General features: G+C 56.4%; 20 protein-coding genes. 19 read left to right on the top strand and 1 reads right to left on the bottom strand.

The features are described from left to right. The first annotated feature begins 74 nt into the window (after positions 1-74). From A4E33_RS06180 to A4E33_RS06115, 14 genes are all read left to right on the top strand, one after another. Positions 75-1,799, top strand: a complete 1,725-nt coding sequence (locus A4E33_RS06180; RefSeq protein WP_292346815.1) for a type II/IV secretion system ATPase subunit — start codon at positions 75-77, stop codon at positions 1,797-1,799. After that, positions 1,796-3,730 carry a type II secretion system F family protein gene (locus A4E33_RS06175; RefSeq protein WP_292346814.1) on the top strand — a complete coding sequence of 645 codons (1,935 nt, stop codon included), beginning with the start codon at positions 1,796-1,798 and terminating at the stop codon, positions 3,728-3,730. The genes A4E33_RS06180 and A4E33_RS06175 overlap by 4 nt, the downstream gene beginning before the upstream one ends. Before the next feature lie 63 nt (positions 3,731-3,793). Then, entirely contained in the window at positions 3,794-3,949 is a 156-nt protein-coding gene (locus A4E33_RS06170; RefSeq protein WP_292346813.1) for a hypothetical protein, read from the top strand. Further along, positions 3,946-4,419: an alpha/beta hydrolase gene (locus tag A4E33_RS06165; RefSeq protein ID WP_292346812.1), complete on the top strand. Its 474-nt coding sequence runs from the start codon at positions 3,946-3,948 to the stop codon at positions 4,417-4,419. The genes A4E33_RS06170 and A4E33_RS06165 overlap by 4 nt, the downstream gene beginning before the upstream one ends. 125 nt (positions 4,420-4,544) lie before the next feature. Next, positions 4,545-4,874 carry an ATPase gene (locus A4E33_RS06160; protein ID WP_292346811.1) on the top strand — a complete coding sequence of 110 codons (330 nt, stop codon included), beginning with the start codon at positions 4,545-4,547 and terminating at the stop codon, positions 4,872-4,874. Continuing rightward, positions 4,861-6,846 (top strand): V-type ATP synthase subunit I, encoded by a 1,986-nt coding sequence (locus A4E33_RS06155; RefSeq protein ID WP_292346810.1) that lies wholly within the window; start codon positions 4,861-4,863, stop codon positions 6,844-6,846. The genes A4E33_RS06160 and A4E33_RS06155 overlap by 14 nt, the downstream gene beginning before the upstream one ends. Before the next feature lie 4 nt (positions 6,847-6,850). Further along, positions 6,851-7,120: an ATPase gene (locus A4E33_RS06150; RefSeq protein ID WP_292346809.1), complete on the top strand. Its 270-nt coding sequence runs from the start codon at positions 6,851-6,853 to the stop codon at positions 7,118-7,120. Positions 7,121-7,145: 25 nt separating this feature from the next. Then, positions 7,146-7,784, top strand: coding sequence for a V-type ATP synthase subunit E family protein (locus tag A4E33_RS06145; RefSeq protein WP_292346808.1), 639 nt, complete (start codon positions 7,146-7,148; stop codon positions 7,782-7,784). Positions 7,785-7,796: 12 nt separating this feature from the next. Then, entirely contained in the window at positions 7,797-8,852 is a 1,056-nt protein-coding gene (locus A4E33_RS06140) for a V-type ATP synthase subunit C (RefSeq protein WP_292346807.1), read from the top strand. Between the two features lies 1 nt (position 8,853). Beyond that, positions 8,854-9,159 carry a V-type ATP synthase subunit F gene (locus A4E33_RS06135; protein WP_292346806.1) on the top strand — a complete coding sequence of 102 codons (306 nt, stop codon included), beginning with the start codon at positions 8,854-8,856 and terminating at the stop codon, positions 9,157-9,159. Then, a complete protein-coding gene (locus tag A4E33_RS06130; RefSeq protein WP_292346805.1) occupies positions 9,150-10,916 on the top strand; it encodes a V-type ATP synthase subunit A in 1,767 nt (588 codons plus the stop codon). The genes A4E33_RS06135 and A4E33_RS06130 overlap by 10 nt, the downstream gene beginning before the upstream one ends. After that, positions 10,913-12,301: an ATP synthase subunit B gene (locus A4E33_RS06125; RefSeq protein WP_292346804.1), complete on the top strand. Its 1,389-nt coding sequence runs from the start codon at positions 10,913-10,915 to the stop codon at positions 12,299-12,301. Before A4E33_RS06130 ends, A4E33_RS06125 begins: the two co-directional genes overlap by 4 nt. A 6-nt stretch (positions 12,302-12,307) precedes the next feature. After that, positions 12,308-12,937 carry a V-type ATP synthase subunit D gene (locus A4E33_RS06120; protein ID WP_292346803.1) on the top strand — a complete coding sequence of 210 codons (630 nt, stop codon included), beginning with the start codon at positions 12,308-12,310 and terminating at the stop codon, positions 12,935-12,937. A 19-nt stretch (positions 12,938-12,956) separates the two neighbouring features. Next, positions 12,957-14,171, top strand: coding sequence for a phosphoglycerate kinase (locus tag A4E33_RS06115; protein WP_292346802.1), 1,215 nt, complete (start codon positions 12,957-12,959; stop codon positions 14,169-14,171). 1,061 nt (positions 14,172-15,232) lie between these two features. On the opposite strand, the gene A4E33_RS06110 is transcribed toward A4E33_RS06115, so the two are convergent. Beyond that, positions 15,233-15,730 carry a hypothetical protein gene (locus tag A4E33_RS06110; protein WP_292346801.1) on the bottom strand — a complete coding sequence of 166 codons (498 nt, stop codon included), beginning with the start codon at positions 15,728-15,730 and terminating at the stop codon, positions 15,233-15,235. Positions 15,731-15,885: 155 nt separating this feature from the next. Between A4E33_RS06110 and A4E33_RS06105 the strand changes: the two genes are divergently transcribed. The 5 genes from A4E33_RS06105 to A4E33_RS06085 all read left to right on the top strand — a co-directional run bounded on the left by A4E33_RS06105 (position 15,886) and on the right by A4E33_RS06085 (position 18,601). Further along, the gene (locus A4E33_RS06105) at positions 15,886-16,200 is read left to right on the top strand and encodes a hypothetical protein (protein ID WP_292346800.1); all 315 of its coding nucleotides are present in this window, start codon (positions 15,886-15,888) and stop codon (positions 16,198-16,200) included. A gap of 74 nt (positions 16,201-16,274) precedes the next feature. Further along, positions 16,275-16,754 (top strand): 23S rRNA (pseudouridine(1915)-N(3))-methyltransferase RlmH, encoded by a 480-nt coding sequence (rlmH, locus tag A4E33_RS06100; protein ID WP_292346799.1) that lies wholly within the window; start codon positions 16,275-16,277, stop codon positions 16,752-16,754. A 236-nt stretch (positions 16,755-16,990) separates the two neighbouring features. Further along, on the top strand, positions 16,991-17,449 hold the full coding sequence (locus A4E33_RS06095; RefSeq protein ID WP_292346798.1) for a HEAT repeat domain-containing protein: 459 nt from the start codon (positions 16,991-16,993) through the stop codon (positions 17,447-17,449). A gap of 123 nt (positions 17,450-17,572) precedes the next feature. Then, complete coding sequence (locus A4E33_RS06090) at positions 17,573-17,929, top strand: YkgJ family cysteine cluster protein (protein WP_292346797.1); 357 nt, start codon at positions 17,573-17,575, stop codon at positions 17,927-17,929. An 87-nt stretch (positions 17,930-18,016) separates the two neighbouring features. Further along, on the top strand, positions 18,017-18,601 hold the full coding sequence (locus A4E33_RS06085) for a hypothetical protein (RefSeq protein ID WP_292346796.1): 585 nt from the start codon (positions 18,017-18,019) through the stop codon (positions 18,599-18,601). The last annotated feature ends 41 nt before the right edge of the window (positions 18,602-18,642 follow it).

Here is an 18,642-nt window from a genome sequence, read left to right as displayed (position 1 = left end):
ATAGTTATATAGAAGCATCTCCCGAATTATAATCCGGGAGCATCCTCTCATGAGGAGAGGCAGGGAGCACACGTATGGAGAATTCTGAAGCCACCGGATCCGAAGGAACCCGGGAGACCGGAGGGCCTGTCCTGCACCAGGCTGCAGAAGAGGCAGGTTCCGGGCCGGGTACTGTTCTGGCAGGTATCCCTGCAGCGGGAGCCAGGGAGAAACCGGATGCAACATACCGCCATTATTTCCGTCTCCTCCAGGGATCCCGGCGATCCGCGGTCATTGAATACGATTTTGAGCGGGACGGGACCCTTGTCACACCCCGGCTTGCTGACAATTACGAGCTGGTCGACCAGTACTGGATCGAGAAAGGCCGATCGCTCGTGATCATCGCCCTCAACCGGCGCACGAACCAGCGGGAGTATCTCCTGTTCGAGCCGACCCTGTCGGATTTTGAATATGAACTCCTCGAGCGGCTGTACGAAGATCTTAGGGATGTCCTGATCCTCTCGTCCGACGAGATCAAGGTGGACCGCAAGCGGATCCTCCTCGAAAAGATGCATGCCCTCATCGACGATTATGGTATCTCTCTTGAAAACAGTACCCTGTATAAGCTCCAGTACTTCCTTATCCGGAATTTCATCGGCTGGTCACGGATCGATCCGCTGATGAAGGACCCCAACCTGGAGGATATTTCCTGCGACGGCAACAAGATCCCGCTGTTCCTCTACCACCGGAAATACCGGAACATCAAAACCAACATCACCTTCGAATCCGATGTCCTGAACTCGCTTGCCATCACCCTTGCCCAGCGGTCGGGGAAGCACATATCGACCGGTTCGCCCATGGTCGATGCAACCCTTCCCGAAGGCTCGCGGCTCCAGCTGACGCTGGGAACGGAGGTAACGACACGGGGAACCTCGTTTACCATCCGGAAGTTCCGTGAGGAGCCGTTCTCTCCTGTCGAGCTCATGGAGATCGGCACCTTCAGCGCCGACGCCCTCGTCTATTTCTGGCTCGCCATCGAGAACAACAAGAGCCTTCTTTTCATCGGCGGGACGGCATCGGGAAAAACCACCTCGCTGAACGCGGTCTCCCTCTTCATCCCGCCGGTCGCCAAGGTCGTCAGCATCGAGGATACGCGGGAGATTACCCTGTATCACGATAACTGGATTGCGAGCGTCACCCGCGAGGCACTCTCGGAGGGTGGCAACGCCATCAGCATGTTCGATCTCCTGCGTGCCGCGATGCGTCAGCGGCCCGAGTTCATCCTCGTGGGCGAAGTCCGTGGCGTTGAAGCCCAGACACTCTTCCAGGCAATGAATACCGGGCATACCACTTTCTCCACCATGCACGCCGGGAGTGTCGATGCGGCCATCCACCGTCTCGAGAGCGAACCCCTGAACGTTCCGCGGAACATGGTCCAGGCGCTCAACATCATCAGTGTTCAGGCGCTCGTGTATCACGGGACCGAACGGTTCCGCAGGGTGCAGGAGATCGTCGAGATTGCAGGCATCGATCCTGCAACCGGCAACCTCCGTGTCAACAACGTGTTCGTCTACGATCCGGTCAGGGACCGGTTTACGTACACCGGCAGGTCCCAGGTCTACTCGGACATTGCCGAACGGCGGGGCTGGACACGGGAAAAACTGGATTCCGAGATCCAGGTCCGCAAGAACCTTCTGGAGGAGATGAAGAAACAGGGGATCCGGGACTACATCTCGGTAGCAACGGTTTTTCACGCATATAACATCGATCCCGCCAATGTGCTTGCCCACATCGCCGACCTGCGCAGGGTAATCCAATGAAAATACGGGATCATTTCCTGAAATGGGTAAAACGCGATCCGCTCCGTTACCACAGCCTCCATGCGGACATGGTATCTGCAAGGAGCGGGATGACCCTTGACCAGTACCTCTGGCGCTCGGCAAAGATCGCCGTCCTTACCGGGATCGTCTTTGCCGTTCTTGGTTTTGTTGCAAGTGCCTATCTCAGCGTCCAGGCACTGACAACCCGGGCGGGCATCTACAACGTGTTTGATATCCAGATGCCGGTCTTTTTCCAGACCGTGTATCCATCGCAGTACATGCAGGTCATCGTCGTTCTTGCATCTTTCATTGCCGGTACGTTCATCGGGTATGCCGTTCTCCTGCGGCTGCCAGCTCTCGAGAAGAACAACCGGAAGATCAAGATCAACCTGACACTGCACAATGCTGTTGCCTACATGTACGCGATGCGCCGGGGCGGCGCCCAGCTGATGACGATCTTCGTCTCGCTCTCCGACCGGGCGAATGTCTATGGCGAGGTTGCCCTTGAGTTCAGGCAGATCGTACGGGACGCGGAGTTCTTCGGGTATGACGTGGTCTCGGCAATCCGTCACCTCTCTGAGACCACCCCCTCGGAAAAGCTCAAGGATTTCCTCGAAGACCTCCTCTCCGTGATTGAGAGCGGCGGGGACATGGCCGAGTTCCTCTCGATGCGGGTGCGCCTGTACCAGGAGGAAGCCCGGTTCGAGCAGCGGCAGTTCCTGAATGTGCTCTCCATTGTTGCCGAATCCTATGTGACCCTGTTTGTCGCGGGCCCCCTTTTCCTGATCATCATCATGGTGGTCATGGGGATGATGGGCGGTTCTGCCGTGATACAGCTGGCGCTGGTCACCTACCTCGTGCTGCCTATCGGTTCGCTCGTCTTCATCCTCTTAATCGATCTCATCTCCATCAAGACCGAGAAGACCGAACGGTATGTCAGGACCAAGTGGCTCCACACATTCTCCGATGTCACCATTGTCAAAAAGACGGGCGAGGATACCCTTTTTGAGCAGCTGAAGAAGTACGACCAGCTCCGGAACCTTGTATACCACCTGAAGCACCCGCTGGAGAGCTTCATCTCGAACGCCAACCATACCCTTTACGTCACCGTCCCGGTTGCGCTGATCTACATCATCATCGTGTTCCTGAGAGCCCCGCATTACGCAGATATCGAGACGTACATAACGGTCGTCGACGATCACATCGTTATCGCGCTCCTCATGATCCTCATCCCGTACGCCGTCTTCTACGAGATCTGGTCCCGCAAGGTTCTTGGCATCCAGGCGCTCATCCCGGATTTCCTCGAGCGGATGGCGGGTATCAACCAGGTAGGCCTCACCATAGCACAGGCCATCGCCATCATGGTGAATACCAATCTCGGGCTGCTCAGCTACGAGATCCGGCGGATCAAGCGGGACATGGAATGGGGCGCCAACTTCACCGAGGCGCTGATGCGTTTCGAGGAGCGGGTCAGCACCCCCTCCATTGCACGAACAGTTACCCTGATCACCAAGGCAAGCGAGATGAGCGGGCAGATCGGCGAGGTCCTCTCCATCGCATCGAGCGATGCCAAGATGACCGAGATCCTCAAAAAGGAGCGCCTCTCCGAGATGTTCATTTACACGGCGATCGTGTACCTCTCGTTCTTCGTCTTCCTGTTCGTTGTGGGCGTACTGACCACGCAGTTCCTGCCGGTCCTTGCGAATATTTCCACCCAGGGGCTCCCGGCCACGGGCGCACTCTCCGGCATCGGATCGATCCCCATCATGACCTTCAGCAGGCTCCTGTACCATGCCTGCCTTGTCCAGGCCATCTTTTCCGGGCTCATTGCCGGACAGATGGGGGAGTCATCGCTTGCAGCGGGCGTCAAGCATTCCTGCATCCTGCTGATCATCGCGCTGATAGCATTCAACTTCGTCCTCGTCGTGTGAAACGTCCCGCTGAGATAGTGTTAAATCAATAAAGCGAGGATGTCGTTATGAGGTACACAATACATGTGCACAGTTGGCGGGCCGGTTGATATCGACCTTCCCCCGGACCGGGTGAAGGGGAAGGACTACCGGTGCAATGAATGCGGCGAGAAGTTCAAGGGCGTAGGCAGGAAGCCCGTCTGTCCCAGCTGCCAGTCTGAAGACGTTTCGGCAGCATGAAGTATTCCCTCCAGGACGACTTCCTGCTGATTCAGGGAGACCATTCGTTCCTCCTTATCGGGACGGCCACTGAAAAATTCTCCCTGTGCATAGAGACATCTCAGGATGAAATCTGCCAGGGCGTGATGCCCGGCGATATCATCGCGGTCTCCGCACCCGAAGGGGGGCCGGTTGAGCCGGCGCTGATGCTGATGGAGCTCGTCAGAAAATACCATGTGCCGCTTCTCGTGCTGCCAAAGGATCACCCGGGTTCGCGCAGGATGTCCCGCGTCGTATCGGTTGCCCCGGAGATCCATACCAGCTGCTCTATCCGCAGGGGCACCCATCCCGAGCAGCATCTGATCTGCTCGAGCGATGAGCTGGCCGGAATGGTGCTGAACGGGGATGGGCACGATGTGGAAATCCTGCACCTCCCTCAGAAGGCAGCCGTACGCCGGATACAGATGAGCATACATACCCGTTTTTCATAAAAATCCGCAACACGATACCCGGAACATCGTATTATGTTCCCGGTGCATACCGACGTCGGCGCGAAATAACAACGCATATATCCCATTTTTCCCAAGTATTGTACTTGCCGTGAGAGGAGGGTTGGATGAAGACTGAGGTCTTAAAAAACATAAAAAAGGCTGAAGAAGAGTACCAGTCCACCATCAGCAGGGCTCAGGAAGAGAAGAAGCAACGGCATTCTCAGGCCGAGCTCGAGGCTGATAACCTGGTATCCAAGGCGCAGAGCAATGCAGAACAGTACAAAAAGCTGAAACTGGAAGAAGCACGGCACCAGGCAGCACTTAAGCACGCTGAAATCATTAAAAGCGGCAATCAGCGCGCAGCGACACTGAGAGTGAAGGGCGAACAGAACCTTCCAAAGGCAGTGCAGCTGCTGGTTTTGCGGTTTAAGGAGCAGCTGCATGTTAAAGCCTAAGCAGATGAGCCGGCTTCTCATCGCAGCCTCGCGGGACCAGATGGCCCCGGTTATTGCGGAACTGTACCGCCATAACCTGTTCCACATCGAGGAGTATGTCGATGTCGGGGCGGAAGGCTACGAGGGCTTTAAGATAGGTACGCCTCTTTCCGGTGCAAGCGAAAAGTCCGCGGATCTCATCAAGATCCGTGCGATTACCAATGCCATCTCGCTCAGTGCAGATGACGTTGAGAAAGGTCCGTCCTGTTCCATGGACGAGCTGCAGGCAAGGATCGAACGGGAACTCCCGCTCCTGGAGCGGGAAGTCGAGGAGCTGACGGTCAGGCGCTCAAAACTCGATGCACGGGAGAAGGAACTCGAACAGAAGATCCACGAGCTCACCCCGTTTTCAGACATACCGGTTGACCTGAATCTGTATCACGGTTACAAGAGATTCACCACCATTGCCGGTTATGTATCCCGCGATTTTGTGCTCTCCGTCCCCCACGAGAAGTATCTCTCGCAGGGGAAGGAGAAGAGGTTCCTTGTCATGGTCTATCCGTCCGACCGGAAGAGCGAGGTGGAAAAGACCCTGCAGGAGGCCGGGTTCCAGTCGGTGCCTGTTCCCAATGAATCGGGCTCTGCCAGGGGGCGGATCGAGTTTTATCAGGGCGAGATTACCGCCACAAGGAAAGAGATCTTGGAGATCAGCACGCAGCTTGAGGATGTGAAAAAGAAACACGCAGGGTTCCTCGTTGCCTGCGAAGAACTCTTAAAAGCTGAAGTCGACCAGTCGGAGGCACCCCTCCGTTTCGCGACAACAAAACAGACCTTTGTTGCGGAAGGCTGGGTACCTGCAGACAAGGTCAGGGATGTGACGAATTCCCTCACCCATGTGACGGAAGGGAAGATCTTCATCACAGTCGTCCCGATCGATCCCGAACAGGATTCGGTTCCGGTTGAGTATGATAACCCGGACTTTGCCCGGCCGACACAGGTACTCATGGACGTCTACTCCCGGCCCAGGTACACGGAAGTGGACCCTACCCTGATGGTTTCAATCGTGTTTCCGATCTTCTTCGGATTGATCGTGGGAGATGTCGGATACGGTCTGATATTCCTTGCCATGGCATTCGGGCTGAGGAAATTTTTGAAAGGAGAGGCCGGCGGGCAGATGCTCGCGGTTCTCCGGAATGCCAGCATCTCTACAATTATCTTTGGTTTTATTTACAGCGAGTTTCTGGGATTCGCGATTCCCGGCTGGAAACCCCTGCTCTACTCCCGCCACCTGATGGCAGAGGAGGGGGGTCACGGGCCGAATATTCCGGAACTGATGGTCCTTTCCATCTGGATCGGTATCGTACACCTCACACTTGGCAGGATCCTCGGCATGTACAATCATGCTACGCAGGACCACGGCCACCACCGCACGCTTGCCGTTATGGCGAACTTCGGCTGGCTTGCCGTGATGTGGGGTATCATCCTTGCCATCTGGTCGAGCGCCGCGATCCCGCTTATGCCCGACCTCAGGGGACTTCCGGTGCTGTGGACTGTACCGGGTCTCGGATTCGGCGTTACCATCGGCCACGTCGTTGGTATCGTGCTTCTTCTGGTCGGGATCATCTGTATCGCACGGGAGAACTTCCTGGAAGTGATCGAGTTGCCCACGATCGTTTCCCACGTGCTCTCGTATGCCCGTCTGGTCGCGGTCGGCCTCTCGGGTGTTGCAATCGCAATGGTTGTAAACTACATGACCTTTGATATGTTCATCAACCCGGCGCTTGCGAATTTCACGATCCTGAGCATAATCGGAATCCTTGCCGGTATCGTGGTTTTCGTGTTCGGGCATCTCCTGAACATCGCACTGAGTATCCTGGGTGGTGGGCTCCACTCGATTCGTTTGCATTATGTCGAATTCTTCACCAAGTTCTACAAGGGTGGAGGCATCAGGTACAATCCCTTTGGGATAAAACGCAGATTTACGGAGGAATAAGAAAATGGCAGCAGAAGTTGTAGCAGCAGTTGATGTAATGACCGTCGAACAGATTGCAGCATCGCAGATGGGAATGAAAGCGCTGGGCGCGGGTATCGCCGTCGGCCTGACCGGTATCGGATCCGGTGTCGCCGAGATGGGTATCGGTTCAGCCGCCGTCGGGGCCGTTGCCGAGAACAAGGACATGTTCGGTCTCGCCCTGCTCTTCACCGTCATTCCGGAAACCATCGTCATCTTCGGTCTGGTCGTCGCCCTCCTGCTCCTGTTCGTATAACACGAGGCAGACAATGGGATCCGTTGTGAAAGAACAGGAAGTGTGCCCCAATTGCGGCCATGTCCATACCCCCGGGGATGCGAACATCGGCCTTGAGAAGCTCGTGAAGGATATCCGTGAGAAGGCAAAGGAAGAAGCAGAAAAGCTCAAAGCCGAGGCCAAAGCCGATTCTGACCAGATCCTCATGCAGGCCGGGAAGCGGGCTGAGGCGATCAAGCTGAGCGCAGATGATGAGGTTCAGAAACAGACCTCCCACATCCTCAGCCAGGAAGTCTCGGCTGCAAACCTGCTGGTCAAGCGTGAGCTCCTGAACACCCAGAAGGCACTCCTTGACCAGGTCTACGAGGCCACGAGAAAGGAGATTGTCGCCCTCCCCGAGAGCTTCCACCGGGAAGCAATCAGAAAACTCCTGAACGATGCCAAAAAGGAGATCCCGGCCGGAACCGTATCCTGCAATGCCCGCGATGTCGCTGCCCTTAAAGCCGTCATCGCCGACAATGCCGAGTTCGCGAAGTTCCGGATCGGGACACCGGTCGATATTGACGGCGGTATCGTCGTTGAAGGAGAAGGGGCAGCATTGCAGATAGACCTCAGTTATCGCACAATCCTTGCGAAAGTCTGGGAATCCGGGTTGAAAGATGCATCCGATATCCTGTTTGGATAAGGAGGTACACGTATGGTTGGGATGAGAGGTATCTCAGCACCGTACATCTACGTGTGCACCAGGATGCGGGTACGGAAAGCCAAGCTGATTCCGCGGGAGGAATACCAGCGGATGCTCAACATGGGCCTTCCCGAAATTACCCGTATCATCGGTGAAACCGAATACAAACAGGAGATTGACGAGCTCGGCACGACCTTTAAGGGAATCGACCTGATTGAGGTAGCCCTGAGCTGGAACCTTGCAAAGGAATACCAGAAGATCCAGGAGATTACGCCGGGGACATTAAAAACGTTCACGCAGGCATACCTCCGGCGCTGGGATATCCAGAATGTCTTAACCATCCTCAGGGGCAGGATGCAGGGTGCGAAGACCGGCAAGATCAAGGAGATCCTTGTTCCCGCCGGGAGTCTTGATACGCAGGCCCTCGATCGCCTCCTTGGAGAGGAGAACCCGGAACGGGTCATCGAGGCTTTGAAAGGCCATCATATGTACCCGGTCCTGGCGCGGGAATATCCCTATGCAAAGGAGAGCGGATCCTTCTCCCGGATGGAGAATGAGCTGTTCAAGCAGTTCTATGCCGAGATTATCGCCGGAGCCGAGAGCGGGATCAAGGGAGGAAACCTGTTCCTTGATTTCATCAGGCTTGACATCGATATCAAGAATCTGAAGACCCTGTTCCGGCTGCGTGCCGATGCTCTCGACGCGGATATCCGCGAGATGCATATCCCTGGCGGGGCACTCTCGGCAACCGACTTTGCGAACCTGAACACCATCAAAAACCAGGGCGAGTTTATCGATATGCTGAAGGGATTGTACCGTCAGAAAGCCCTGCTGGCCCTCCTGGATGAGATCCGGGAGGAGAAGACCATCCGTGACGTGGAAACCCGACTGACACGGGTTCAGCTGGAGCAGATGGAGAAGATGTCAAAACGCCACCCCATCTCCATCCACCCCATCCTCGTCTACCTCGAGAAGAAGAAGTACGAGGTCTTCAACCTGCGTGCGCTGGCACGGGGCAAGGAGTCGAAACTCCCGTCGGAGAAGATCGTGGACTACCTGGTGATGTAACATGGAGATCGCAGTTATCGGAAACAGCGAGTTCATCCTCGGCTTCCGGCTTGCAGGGATCCAGAAGACCTATGCAGCGGAGAACGACGAGAAACTCGTTGAGCATATCAATGGCGTGCTGCGGGATCCCGATGTCGGTATCCTGGTCATGAACTCGGGAGATATGGAAAAAGTCCCGCGGAAGCTCCGCGCAACGCTGGATAATTCCGTCAAACCGACCGTCATCACCATCGGCGGCGGCGAAGAAGGCGGGCTCTCCATGAGGGAGAAAATCAAGAGATCGGTGGGTGTTGATCTGTGGAAGTAAAAGAGAAAAAGACCAAAGAAGCAAAACAAGGGGTTCTCAAAAGAATCGCCGGCCCTGTCGTTACGGCAGTCAACCTTGACGCCCACATGTACGATGTGGTGAAGGTCGGCAAAGAAGAGCTGATGGGAGAAGTCATCAAGATCCAGGGCGAGAACGTCATCATCCAGGTGTACGAGGATACCTCGGGTATCCGCCCGGGCGAGCCGGTGTCCAACACCGGGCTGTCGCTTGCCGCGGAACTCGGTCCGGGCCTCCTGACCAGTATCTATGACGGGATCCAGCGCCCGCTCGCGGTGCTCGTCGACAAAATGGGCAACTTCATCGAACGCGGCGTCTCGGCCCCGGGGCTCTCCCACGAGAAGAAGTGGACGTTCAAGCCGATCGCCAAGGTCGGCCAGACGGTCGAACCGGGCACCATCATCGGTGAGGTGCAGGAGACCAACATCGTCCATAAGATCATGATCCCCCCGAACGCGAAGGCGGGGAAGGTCAAAGTCATCAGGAGCGGGGACTTCACCGTTGATGAAACCGTCTGCGTACTCGAGGATGGAAGGGAGTTCCCCATGATCCAGCGCTGGCCGGTCCGTGTTCCGCGCCCCGTGAAGGAGAAGAAGAACCCGACGATCCCGCTGATCACCGGTCAGCGTATTCTCGACGGCCTCTTCCCGATTGCGAAGGGCGGTACCGCCGCTATTCCCGGCCCGTTCGGGAGCGGCAAGACGGTCACCCAGCAGCAGCTGGCCAAGTGGTCGGATGCCGAGATCGTGGTCTATATCGGCTGTGGCGAACGCGGCAACGAGATGACGGAAGTTCTGACGGAATTCCCGCACCTCGAGGACCCGAAGTCCGGAAAGCCCCTCATGGAGCGGACGGTGCTGATTGCAAACACCTCCAACATGCCGGTGGCTGCCCGTGAGGCATCCGTGTATACCGGTATCACCATCGCGGAGTACTTCCGTGACATGGGCTACGACGTCTCGCTGATGGCGGACTCGACCTCCCGCTGGGCAGAAGCCATGCGTGAGATCTCCAGCCGTCTCGAAGAGATGCCCGGTGAGGAAGGGTACCCGGCATACCTTGCCGCCCGCCTCTCGGAGTTCTACGAGCGGGCCGGTCTGGTCACCAGCCTCAACGGCGATCCCGGGTCCGTCTCGGTCATCGGGGCAGTGTCCCCGCCGGGCGGAGACTTCTCGGAGCCGGTCACCCAGAACACCCTGCGTATCGTGAAGGTATTCTGGGCGCTCGACGCCAAGCTCTCCCAGCGCAGGCACTTCCCGGCCATCAACTGGCTCAACTCCTACTCGCTCTATCTCGAAGCGCTCCAGGGCTACTACGACAAGGAGGTCTCCCCCGAGTGGAACAAGATCCGGTCGTGGGCCATGGAGGTTCTCCAGAAGGAAGCCGAACTGCAGGAGATCGTGCAGCTCGTCGGTTCCGACGCCCTGCCCGAGGCCGAGCAGGTCACCATCGAGGTGGCCCGCATGATCCGCGAGATCTTCCTCCAGCAGAACGCGTACGATTCGGTCGACACGTTCTGTGACATGACCAAGCAGTATGACATGATGAAGGCGATCAAGCTCTTCGCAGACCTTGCCTACGCAGCCCAGCTGGCCGGCGTCAGCCCGGCGCAGATCAACGCTGTCAAGAGCAAGGGCGAACTGCCGCAGATCAAGTTCATCAAGGACTACAAGCCCGAACTGGCGAAGATCGAGAAGCAGATGGACACCGAGTTCAGCGCACTGAGGTCGGCAGCATGAAGGAATACAGGACTATCAACAAGATTGCCGGTCCCCTCGTCTTTGTCGAGAAGACCGAGCCTGTCGCCTACGGCGAACTCGTGAACATCGTCCTCTTCGACGGGACCATCAAGCGCGGCCAGGTGCTGGACACGAGCGACGAGCTCGTAGTCGTCCAGATCTTCGAGACCACGACCGGTATCGGGAAAGACAGCGGCGTCCGTTTCACCGGTGAGACTATCAAGATGCCCGTCGGGCGCGAGATGCTCGGCCGTATCCTGTCCGGTGGCGGAAAGCCCATCGACGGCGGTCCGGAGATCGTCCCGGAGAAGCGTCTCGACATCACCGGTGCAGCCATCAACCCGTACGCCCGCGGCATGCCGGCGGATTTCATCCAGACCGGTATCTCCACGATCGACGGCACGAACACCCTTGTTCGCGGTCAGAAGCTCCCGATCTTCTCGGGTGCAGGTCTGCCGCACAACAATGTTGCGCTGCAGATCGCCCGGCAGGCAAAAGTGCCCGGTTCGACCGAGAGTTTCGCCGTAGTCTTCGCTGCCATGGGTATCACCAAGGAAGAAGCGAACTATTTCATGCAGGACTTTGAGCGCACGGGCGCACTCGAGCGTGCCGTGGTCTTCCTCAACCTTGCGGACGACCCGGCCGTCGAGCGTATCATCACCCCGCGTCTCGCCCTGACCACCGCTGAGTACCTTGCCTTCGAGCTCGGTATGCACGTGCTGGTCATCCTGACCGATATGACCAACTACTGCGAAGCGCTCCGCCAGATCGGTGCAGCCCGTGAAGAAGTTCCGGGCCGGCGCGGTTACCCCGGGTACATGTACACGGACCTTGCCTGCATCTACGAGCGTGCCGGTATGATCAAGGGCCAGAAGGGTTCCGTTACCCAGATCCCGATCCTGACCATGCCCGGCGACGATATCACCCACCCGATCCCCGACCTGACCGGGTACATTACCGAAGGCCAGATCGTGGTCAACCGTGAGCTGCACCGCAAGGGCATCTACCCGCCCATCAACGTGCTGCCCTCACTGTCACGACTCATGAACCTCGGTATCGGCAAGGGGCACACCCGCGAGGACCACAAGAAGGTCTCCGACCAGATGTACGCGGGATACGCGGAAGGCAACGATCTCCGCGGCCTGGTGGCTATCGTTGGCAAGGATGCACTCTCCGAGCGTGACCGCCTGCTCCTCGAGTTCGCGGATCTCTTCGAGAACCGCTTTGTCCGGCAGGGCTATGACGAGGACCGCTCGATCGAGGACACGCTGAACCTCGGCTGGGACCTCCTCTCCACACTGCCGGTTGAGCAGCTCACCCGTATCGACCGCGACCTGATCAACAAGTACCACCCGAAGTTCAAAGCCGGTGCAAAGAAGGTGTAACCGTCCATGGCGCTGCGCGATGTCAAGCCAACCCGCTCGGAACTGATCAACCTCAAGCGGAAGATCCAGCTCTCCGAGCGCGGTTACAAGATCCTCAAGATGAAGCGCGATGGACTGATCCTGGAATTCTTCAAGATCCTGGCAACCGCCAAGGACAGCAGGGGCGAACTCCTCAAAAAGTACGAGCGTGCCGCCGAGATGATGGCTCTGGCCAACACCGTCGAGGGAGCGATCGGCGTAAAGTCCGCGGCATTTTCCGTCAGGGAAGTGCCGCAGATCACCTTAAAGAGCAAGAACATCATGGGGGTCGTTGTCCCCGAGATCGACTCCTCCAAGGTGAAAAAGAGCGTCATTGACCGCGGGTATGGTGTGCTCGGCACCTCAACCGTCATCGATGAGACCGCGTCGGCTTTCGAAGAACTGGTTGAAGCGATCATCGAGAGCGCCGAGATCGAGACCACCATGAAGCGTCTCCTCGACGAGATCGAGAAGACCAAGCGCCGTGTCAACGCGCTCGAGTTCAAGGTCATCCCGGAGCTGACGGCAGCCCGGGACTTCATCAAGATGCGCCTTGACGAGATGGAGCGGGAAGAACTCTTCCGGATGAAGAGGATTAAAGCAAGGAGCAATGCATAGGAAGGTACGGTGAGGCCGGATGACCATCGGGACGATCAGGGAACTGGGTGCTGAGAAAAAGACCGTGCTGCTCCGGCTCGACCTGAACTCGCCGATCGACCCGGCCTCGAACCTTATCCTTGACGACAAGCGGTTCCGGGAGCATATCCCGACCATCAAAGCCCTCGAAGGGAGCCGGGTCGTGATCGTCACCCACCAGAGCCGGCCCGGGAAGAAGGACTTCACCACTCTCGAGGCCCATGCCGAGAAGCTCGAGCAGCTGCTCGGCAAACCGGTCACGTACGTGGACAGCATCTTCGGGAAGCATGCCCGGGATGCGGTCCACGCCATGAAGATCGGTGACGTGGTCATGCTCGAGAACGTCCGTTTCAATGCCGAGGAGAACCTGACCCTGAAACCGGAAGAGGCCAAAAAGACCCACCTTGTGAAGAAACTCTCGTCGATGGCAGACGTGTTCGTCAACGACGCCTTCGGCACCGCCCACCGTTCTCAGCCTACGGTGGTCGGACTGCCGATGGCCATGCGTTCAGCCGGGGGACTCCTGATGGAGAAGGAGGTCTTCACGCTCTCCAAAGTCTTTTCGGGCGCCCCCCGGCCCGTCTGCATGGTGCTCGGCGGCACCAAGGTGGACGATTCCATCGATGTCGCCAAAAACGTCCTTGACAAGGGTATCGCCGACAAGGTCATCGTCATCGGCGTTGTTGCCAATGTCTTTCTGATCGCGGCAGGGTACGATATCGGCAAACCCTCCACCCAGCTGATTGCCCAGCTCAAGTACCAGCCCGAGATCGAGAAGGCAAAGGAGATCCTTGCGAAATACAAAGACCGTGTTGTCATGCCGCAGACCGTTGCTGTCCGCGAGAACAACCACCGGAAAGAGTACCCGATAACAAAGATCCCCGAGGACTGCCCGGTCCTCGACATCGGCATTGAATCGATCCATGACATGGTCGGTGTCCTGAAGAAATCCGGCACCGTGGTCTTCAACGGCCCGGCCGGGCTCTTCGAGGAAGCGGACTTCGCCACCGGAACCTACGAGATGCTCAAAGCAGCCTCGAAGGTCGAGTTCTCGGTTGTCGGCGGCGGCCATACCGCGGTGGTCATCGAGAAGATGGGCCTTGACAAGGACTTCACCCACATTTCCACCGGCGGCGGGGCCTGCATCGAGTTCCTGACCGGCAAGGTGCTCCCCGCCGTCGATGCCCTTGAGCAGTCGAAGAAGATATTCGGGTAAATTTCCTTTTTCTTTTTTTAAAATTTCGATCAGCAGATACGATCGCCCCCCTTGCGCCAACCCGCCCCCGGTGGGGGCGTGGGCGCATTGCGATACCTCTGCATTACCTGTACAGAGAACACTCACATCGGTGCGGTTCAACTTGGCACTCTTGCAGTGGGTGCAACCCTGTGAGGGTTATCGTTTATAAACCGAGTTCGAGGAGAAAAAAGGGGAGTTCGATATGTGGTTCAAGAGATTCCGGAGGAATATAGTCCCCACCATACAAGAACTGCAATCAAGGCAATTACGCATAATGCATATTGTATTGATTCAGCAGTTGGATCATTCATTGGAATAACTCCTTCAATACTATCTGGATGTTGTGACAAATAAATTTATCTACTATGTTTTATAGTAATTATATATTGTTATATGCCGCTATATTCGTTTTCAGTGTTTTAATCATCTTTCTCTATCACCATTAGTCTCACAATAGGAAGCCGATCAGGGTGATAGGGAGGAGTTTGGTTTACCGGTAATACGACGTCATCGCAATGTGGGGGATGCCCACGCGGCGGGGGCGGAGCATCAGCGGAGCCCCCAAGAGCGTCAAATCCAATCTGAACCCGGTTATTGTTGAAATAGATATCATCATGGGGCAACTGTTTTTCAAGACTTGGCCGGGCATCTCGATTGAAGTGTCCTGCTGAGTTTTAAGAGGGATGCAGTCCATGTGCAACTACGAAGCTGGAGTGGTGATTCCGGAAAAAATTTTCAATCGCCCCCTCACCCCCCGCCCGTAATTTTTTAATCGCGATCCGATTGATCGGCCAGAGAGTTCACGACGGAGAATAAAAAAAAGTAGTAAAGTACGCCCTTAGTGAGTCAAGTACTTACCCGGCAATCAAGAGAGTACTTTACAACACTTTTTCCCGATGAATACTTTTTACCCGGCATTTCCCCGCGCTGATCGTTCAAATTTCCTCATGAGTGACCCAGAGGCAGGGGACCCGTAACAATACAGCAGGAAAACTGATTCGGAAAAAAAACCCTCTCTGCCCCTTGAAAAAAAGAAAAATTCACTCCTTTTTCAGCAGCGCATTGAGCATGAAGTCGGTGAGAGGGTTGTTGTAACGTTTCCTGAGGACCGGCGCCGGCTGGATTGGTTCGGCCTCAGCTGAAACCGGAACAGGGGCAGCCGGGGAGATCTGGATCACCGGTATTCCGACCGGTGCCTTCGCACCGCTCTTTCTCGCCCTCAGGGCATTGAGAACGGCAAAGGAGAATATCAGGGCAGTGATCATGAACAGGCTGATGGCAAAGAGCGTTGTGATCCCCGCGATCATGACGAGGCGGCTTTCCTGCATCACCGCCCACCCGCCGATAATAAAGAGGCCCCAGAACAGGGCGATCGAGATCTTCGTCGTTTCAACAGGGCTTGTAATGCTCCGGGTGCGCTTTGACTCATCACCCGAGGGGAACTGGTCGATCAGTTTTCCAAGTGCAAGGAGGGCTATGCTGCACCCGGCGGCAAACACCCCCAGGAATCCAAGGAGTAACAGGATGATTTCGTTCATGGTTCACCTCTCGATGATCTCCTGTTTTGCGCCGCGCTATAAAAAGTATTCCATAAGTATTGTTTAAGGAATACTATTGAAAATTTGGGAATACATAAGCATTACTCCGGGGATTTAACAGCCTATTTATAGTATTCCGGCGAATTTTGTAGGGAATGGCAGAGAAGGCTCCGGCAACCCGAGGGGAACGTGTTGCGATCTCGTACAAAATGCCCCCCAACATTTATGATAAGGTCAATAAACTGGTGTACGAGGAAAAGAAGTTCTCCACGGTCTCCGACTGCATTACACAAGCTTTATTAGCCTTCGTCGATAATCACCACGATATGGGACAGTTCAGGGAACTGTTCAAGGACTACATGTCATCGGATGAAGGACGGGAACTCATGAAGAACATGATGAAGGAAGTCCTGCTGGATGTGTTATCGCACCAGAAGATCGATGCCAAAGATGCTAAGGGTAATTCATAGGTAACATACTTCCACCTCTTCTTTCCCGGTTCCCTGTAACTTGTGGTATTGAAAAATTTTCAGTGCTGTGCACTATGCATATCCGCATTATTGCTGTCGGAAGGATCAAGGAGCGGTTCCTGCAGGAGGGTATCGCTGAGTATGAAAAACGTCTCCGCCCTTACGCCAAGCTGCAGATCACGGAACTTTCCGAGGAGAAACGATCGCCGGCAGCTTCACCCGCAACCGAATCGGCAGCTCTTGACAGGGAAGGGCAGCGGATCCTTGCAGAGATTCCTGAAGGATCGCTGGTTATCGCTCTTGATATAAAGGGGCAGAACTGGACAAGCGAGGATCTGGCAAATGGCTTCCGCGTCTGGCAGCTTGCGGGAAGGAGTCCTGTTGCATTTGTTATTGGCGGGGATCTCGGCCTTTCTCCCATGGTCATTGACCGCAGCGACCTTCGGCTTTCGCTCTCGAAGATGACGTTCACGCACCCGATGGCCCGGCTCATTCTGCTGGAGCAGGTATACCGGGCGTTCCGGATCCTCCGGGGGGAACCCTACCATAAATAACGGATCCGGGATCCGCCCTTTCATACCTGCCGGATGACAAAACCGGAATTATCGCATAATTATTTATAATCGGATTGCATCATACTACTGCAATGTCTTCGTCTGCGAATCGCATGGGTGGGAGCATGACCCGGGTACGGGCCACTCGTGGTAAGCGGACGCTCTTCTGTATTCTCTAAGCCCCGTGTAAACGGATGCTGAAGGGAGAACCGGTATCGTTGAATGAATTTTCCTGAATGGTGAAGATCATGGGAATAAGTCTTGAACAGGATGACGGCGAATGGTATAATTCCCTTCCTCATCACGGAGGGATCTACGACCTGATATATACGGCAGTGTCCGGCAACTGCACCGAAGACCGGTTACGGGCAGTGGTTGCACTCGGGAAGAGCGGCGATCCGCGTGCGGTCAGGCCCCTGGTGGACCTGCTCGGGGAACCGGACAGGGAGATACGGCTGGCTGCAACAACAGCCCTTGGCAGCCTGAAGAGCGGGCGCGGGGTGGATGAGCTGACAGGAAGGCTCCGGGACAGGAACGAGCAGGTGGGGATCCGGAAGCAGGCAGCAGCAGCCCTCACCGCCATCCGGAGTACCGGTGCCCTCCGCGGACTGCGGGAGTTCGTGGCCGACGACAGCGAGGATCCCGTGCTCCGTGAATTTACCGAAAGCCTGCTGAAGGACGTCGGCTCGCTCTGACCAGGATCGCCGGGCATCCTGCACATTCCCCCACCTCTCCTTTATTTATAGCCATCATCTGTGGCTTACCCCGGGCGAATAATCCGTAATCCTTACCCATGGAGCCATCCAAATGGATTCCTGATGAAATCCGGAGATCAGCAACCAGAGAGCGGCCCCTGCAGCCGCTGCGGCGAGTGCTGCCGGTGGCTTCCCATCGCCCTTGTCCGGCAGTGTAAACCCCACCAGCTCCATTACTTCCGGGAGCGTGGCCTGAAGGAATCAGGCGGGTATTTCCTTGCCAATGCACCCTGCCGGCACCTGCGTGAGGAAGAGCCCGATGGCAGTGGCGTAAAGACGTGGGGCTGTGCCATCTATGACAAACGGCCGCTGACCTGCCGGGATTTCTGCGGAAGGACCCTGAGCGGCGGGAAACGGTACTATGTGCCGGAAGGGTGCACGATGGCCGGGAAAGGATCTGCTCCTCATGATGAACGGTGAAACAATCCGGACCTTTTGATCGATTCACGATTCCCATACCCTTATCCCCGGCTGGCGACAACGGAATGATACTCCGGAGAAAACCGCATGCAACCTGCCCTCCGCACTGCTCTCCTTGCCGGGCTCACCGTGATCATCGCCCTTCTCCTGATCCTGGCTGCAGGCGCTGCGGACAGCCGGATGACGACATCTGATACCTGTGCATGGCTGATTATCCCTGGAATCGGTTCGGTTGCGATCATCGTGATGGCAGCGATCCTGTATGCCTCCCTCCGGCTCGTCAAAGGGTTCCATGACAGTTCCTCCTCGCTTATCGATACCTTGCGGGCCCTGACGCCGATGCCGGTTGTGACCCTCTCAGGCGAAATACCGGCAGGGGTTGACGGTCGTCTCGAGATGCGGATTCGCGGATTCACTTCGGTTCCCTTCGGGCAGGTCACAGTTATCCTCTCTCCTCCGCAGGGTCTCGTGCTGAAGGAGGAACATATCGTGCTCACCCGCCTCGAGCCGGACGAGACGAAGAGTATCTGGATCGCCCACGGTCCGGCCCCGAAAGGCAGACACGTGGTCGGTGTAACTGTCCTGTACCGGGCAGGTGACCGGGAGATGGTGCGGGAGTTCACCCGGACCGTTTCTGCAGGTATTCCGGCCGATCCTGAGACTATCAACTGAAACGGGCCAGGCTGACGGGCTATGGAGCATCAGCAGAGATT

Source organism: Methanoregula sp. PtaB.Bin085 (assembly GCF_002067035.1).
Lineage (GTDB): Archaea > Halobacteriota > Methanomicrobia > Methanomicrobiales > Methanospirillaceae > Methanoregula.
The sequence above is the reverse complement of the archived record's forward strand: the minus strand, read 5'-3'. Positions and strand labels throughout refer to the sequence as shown.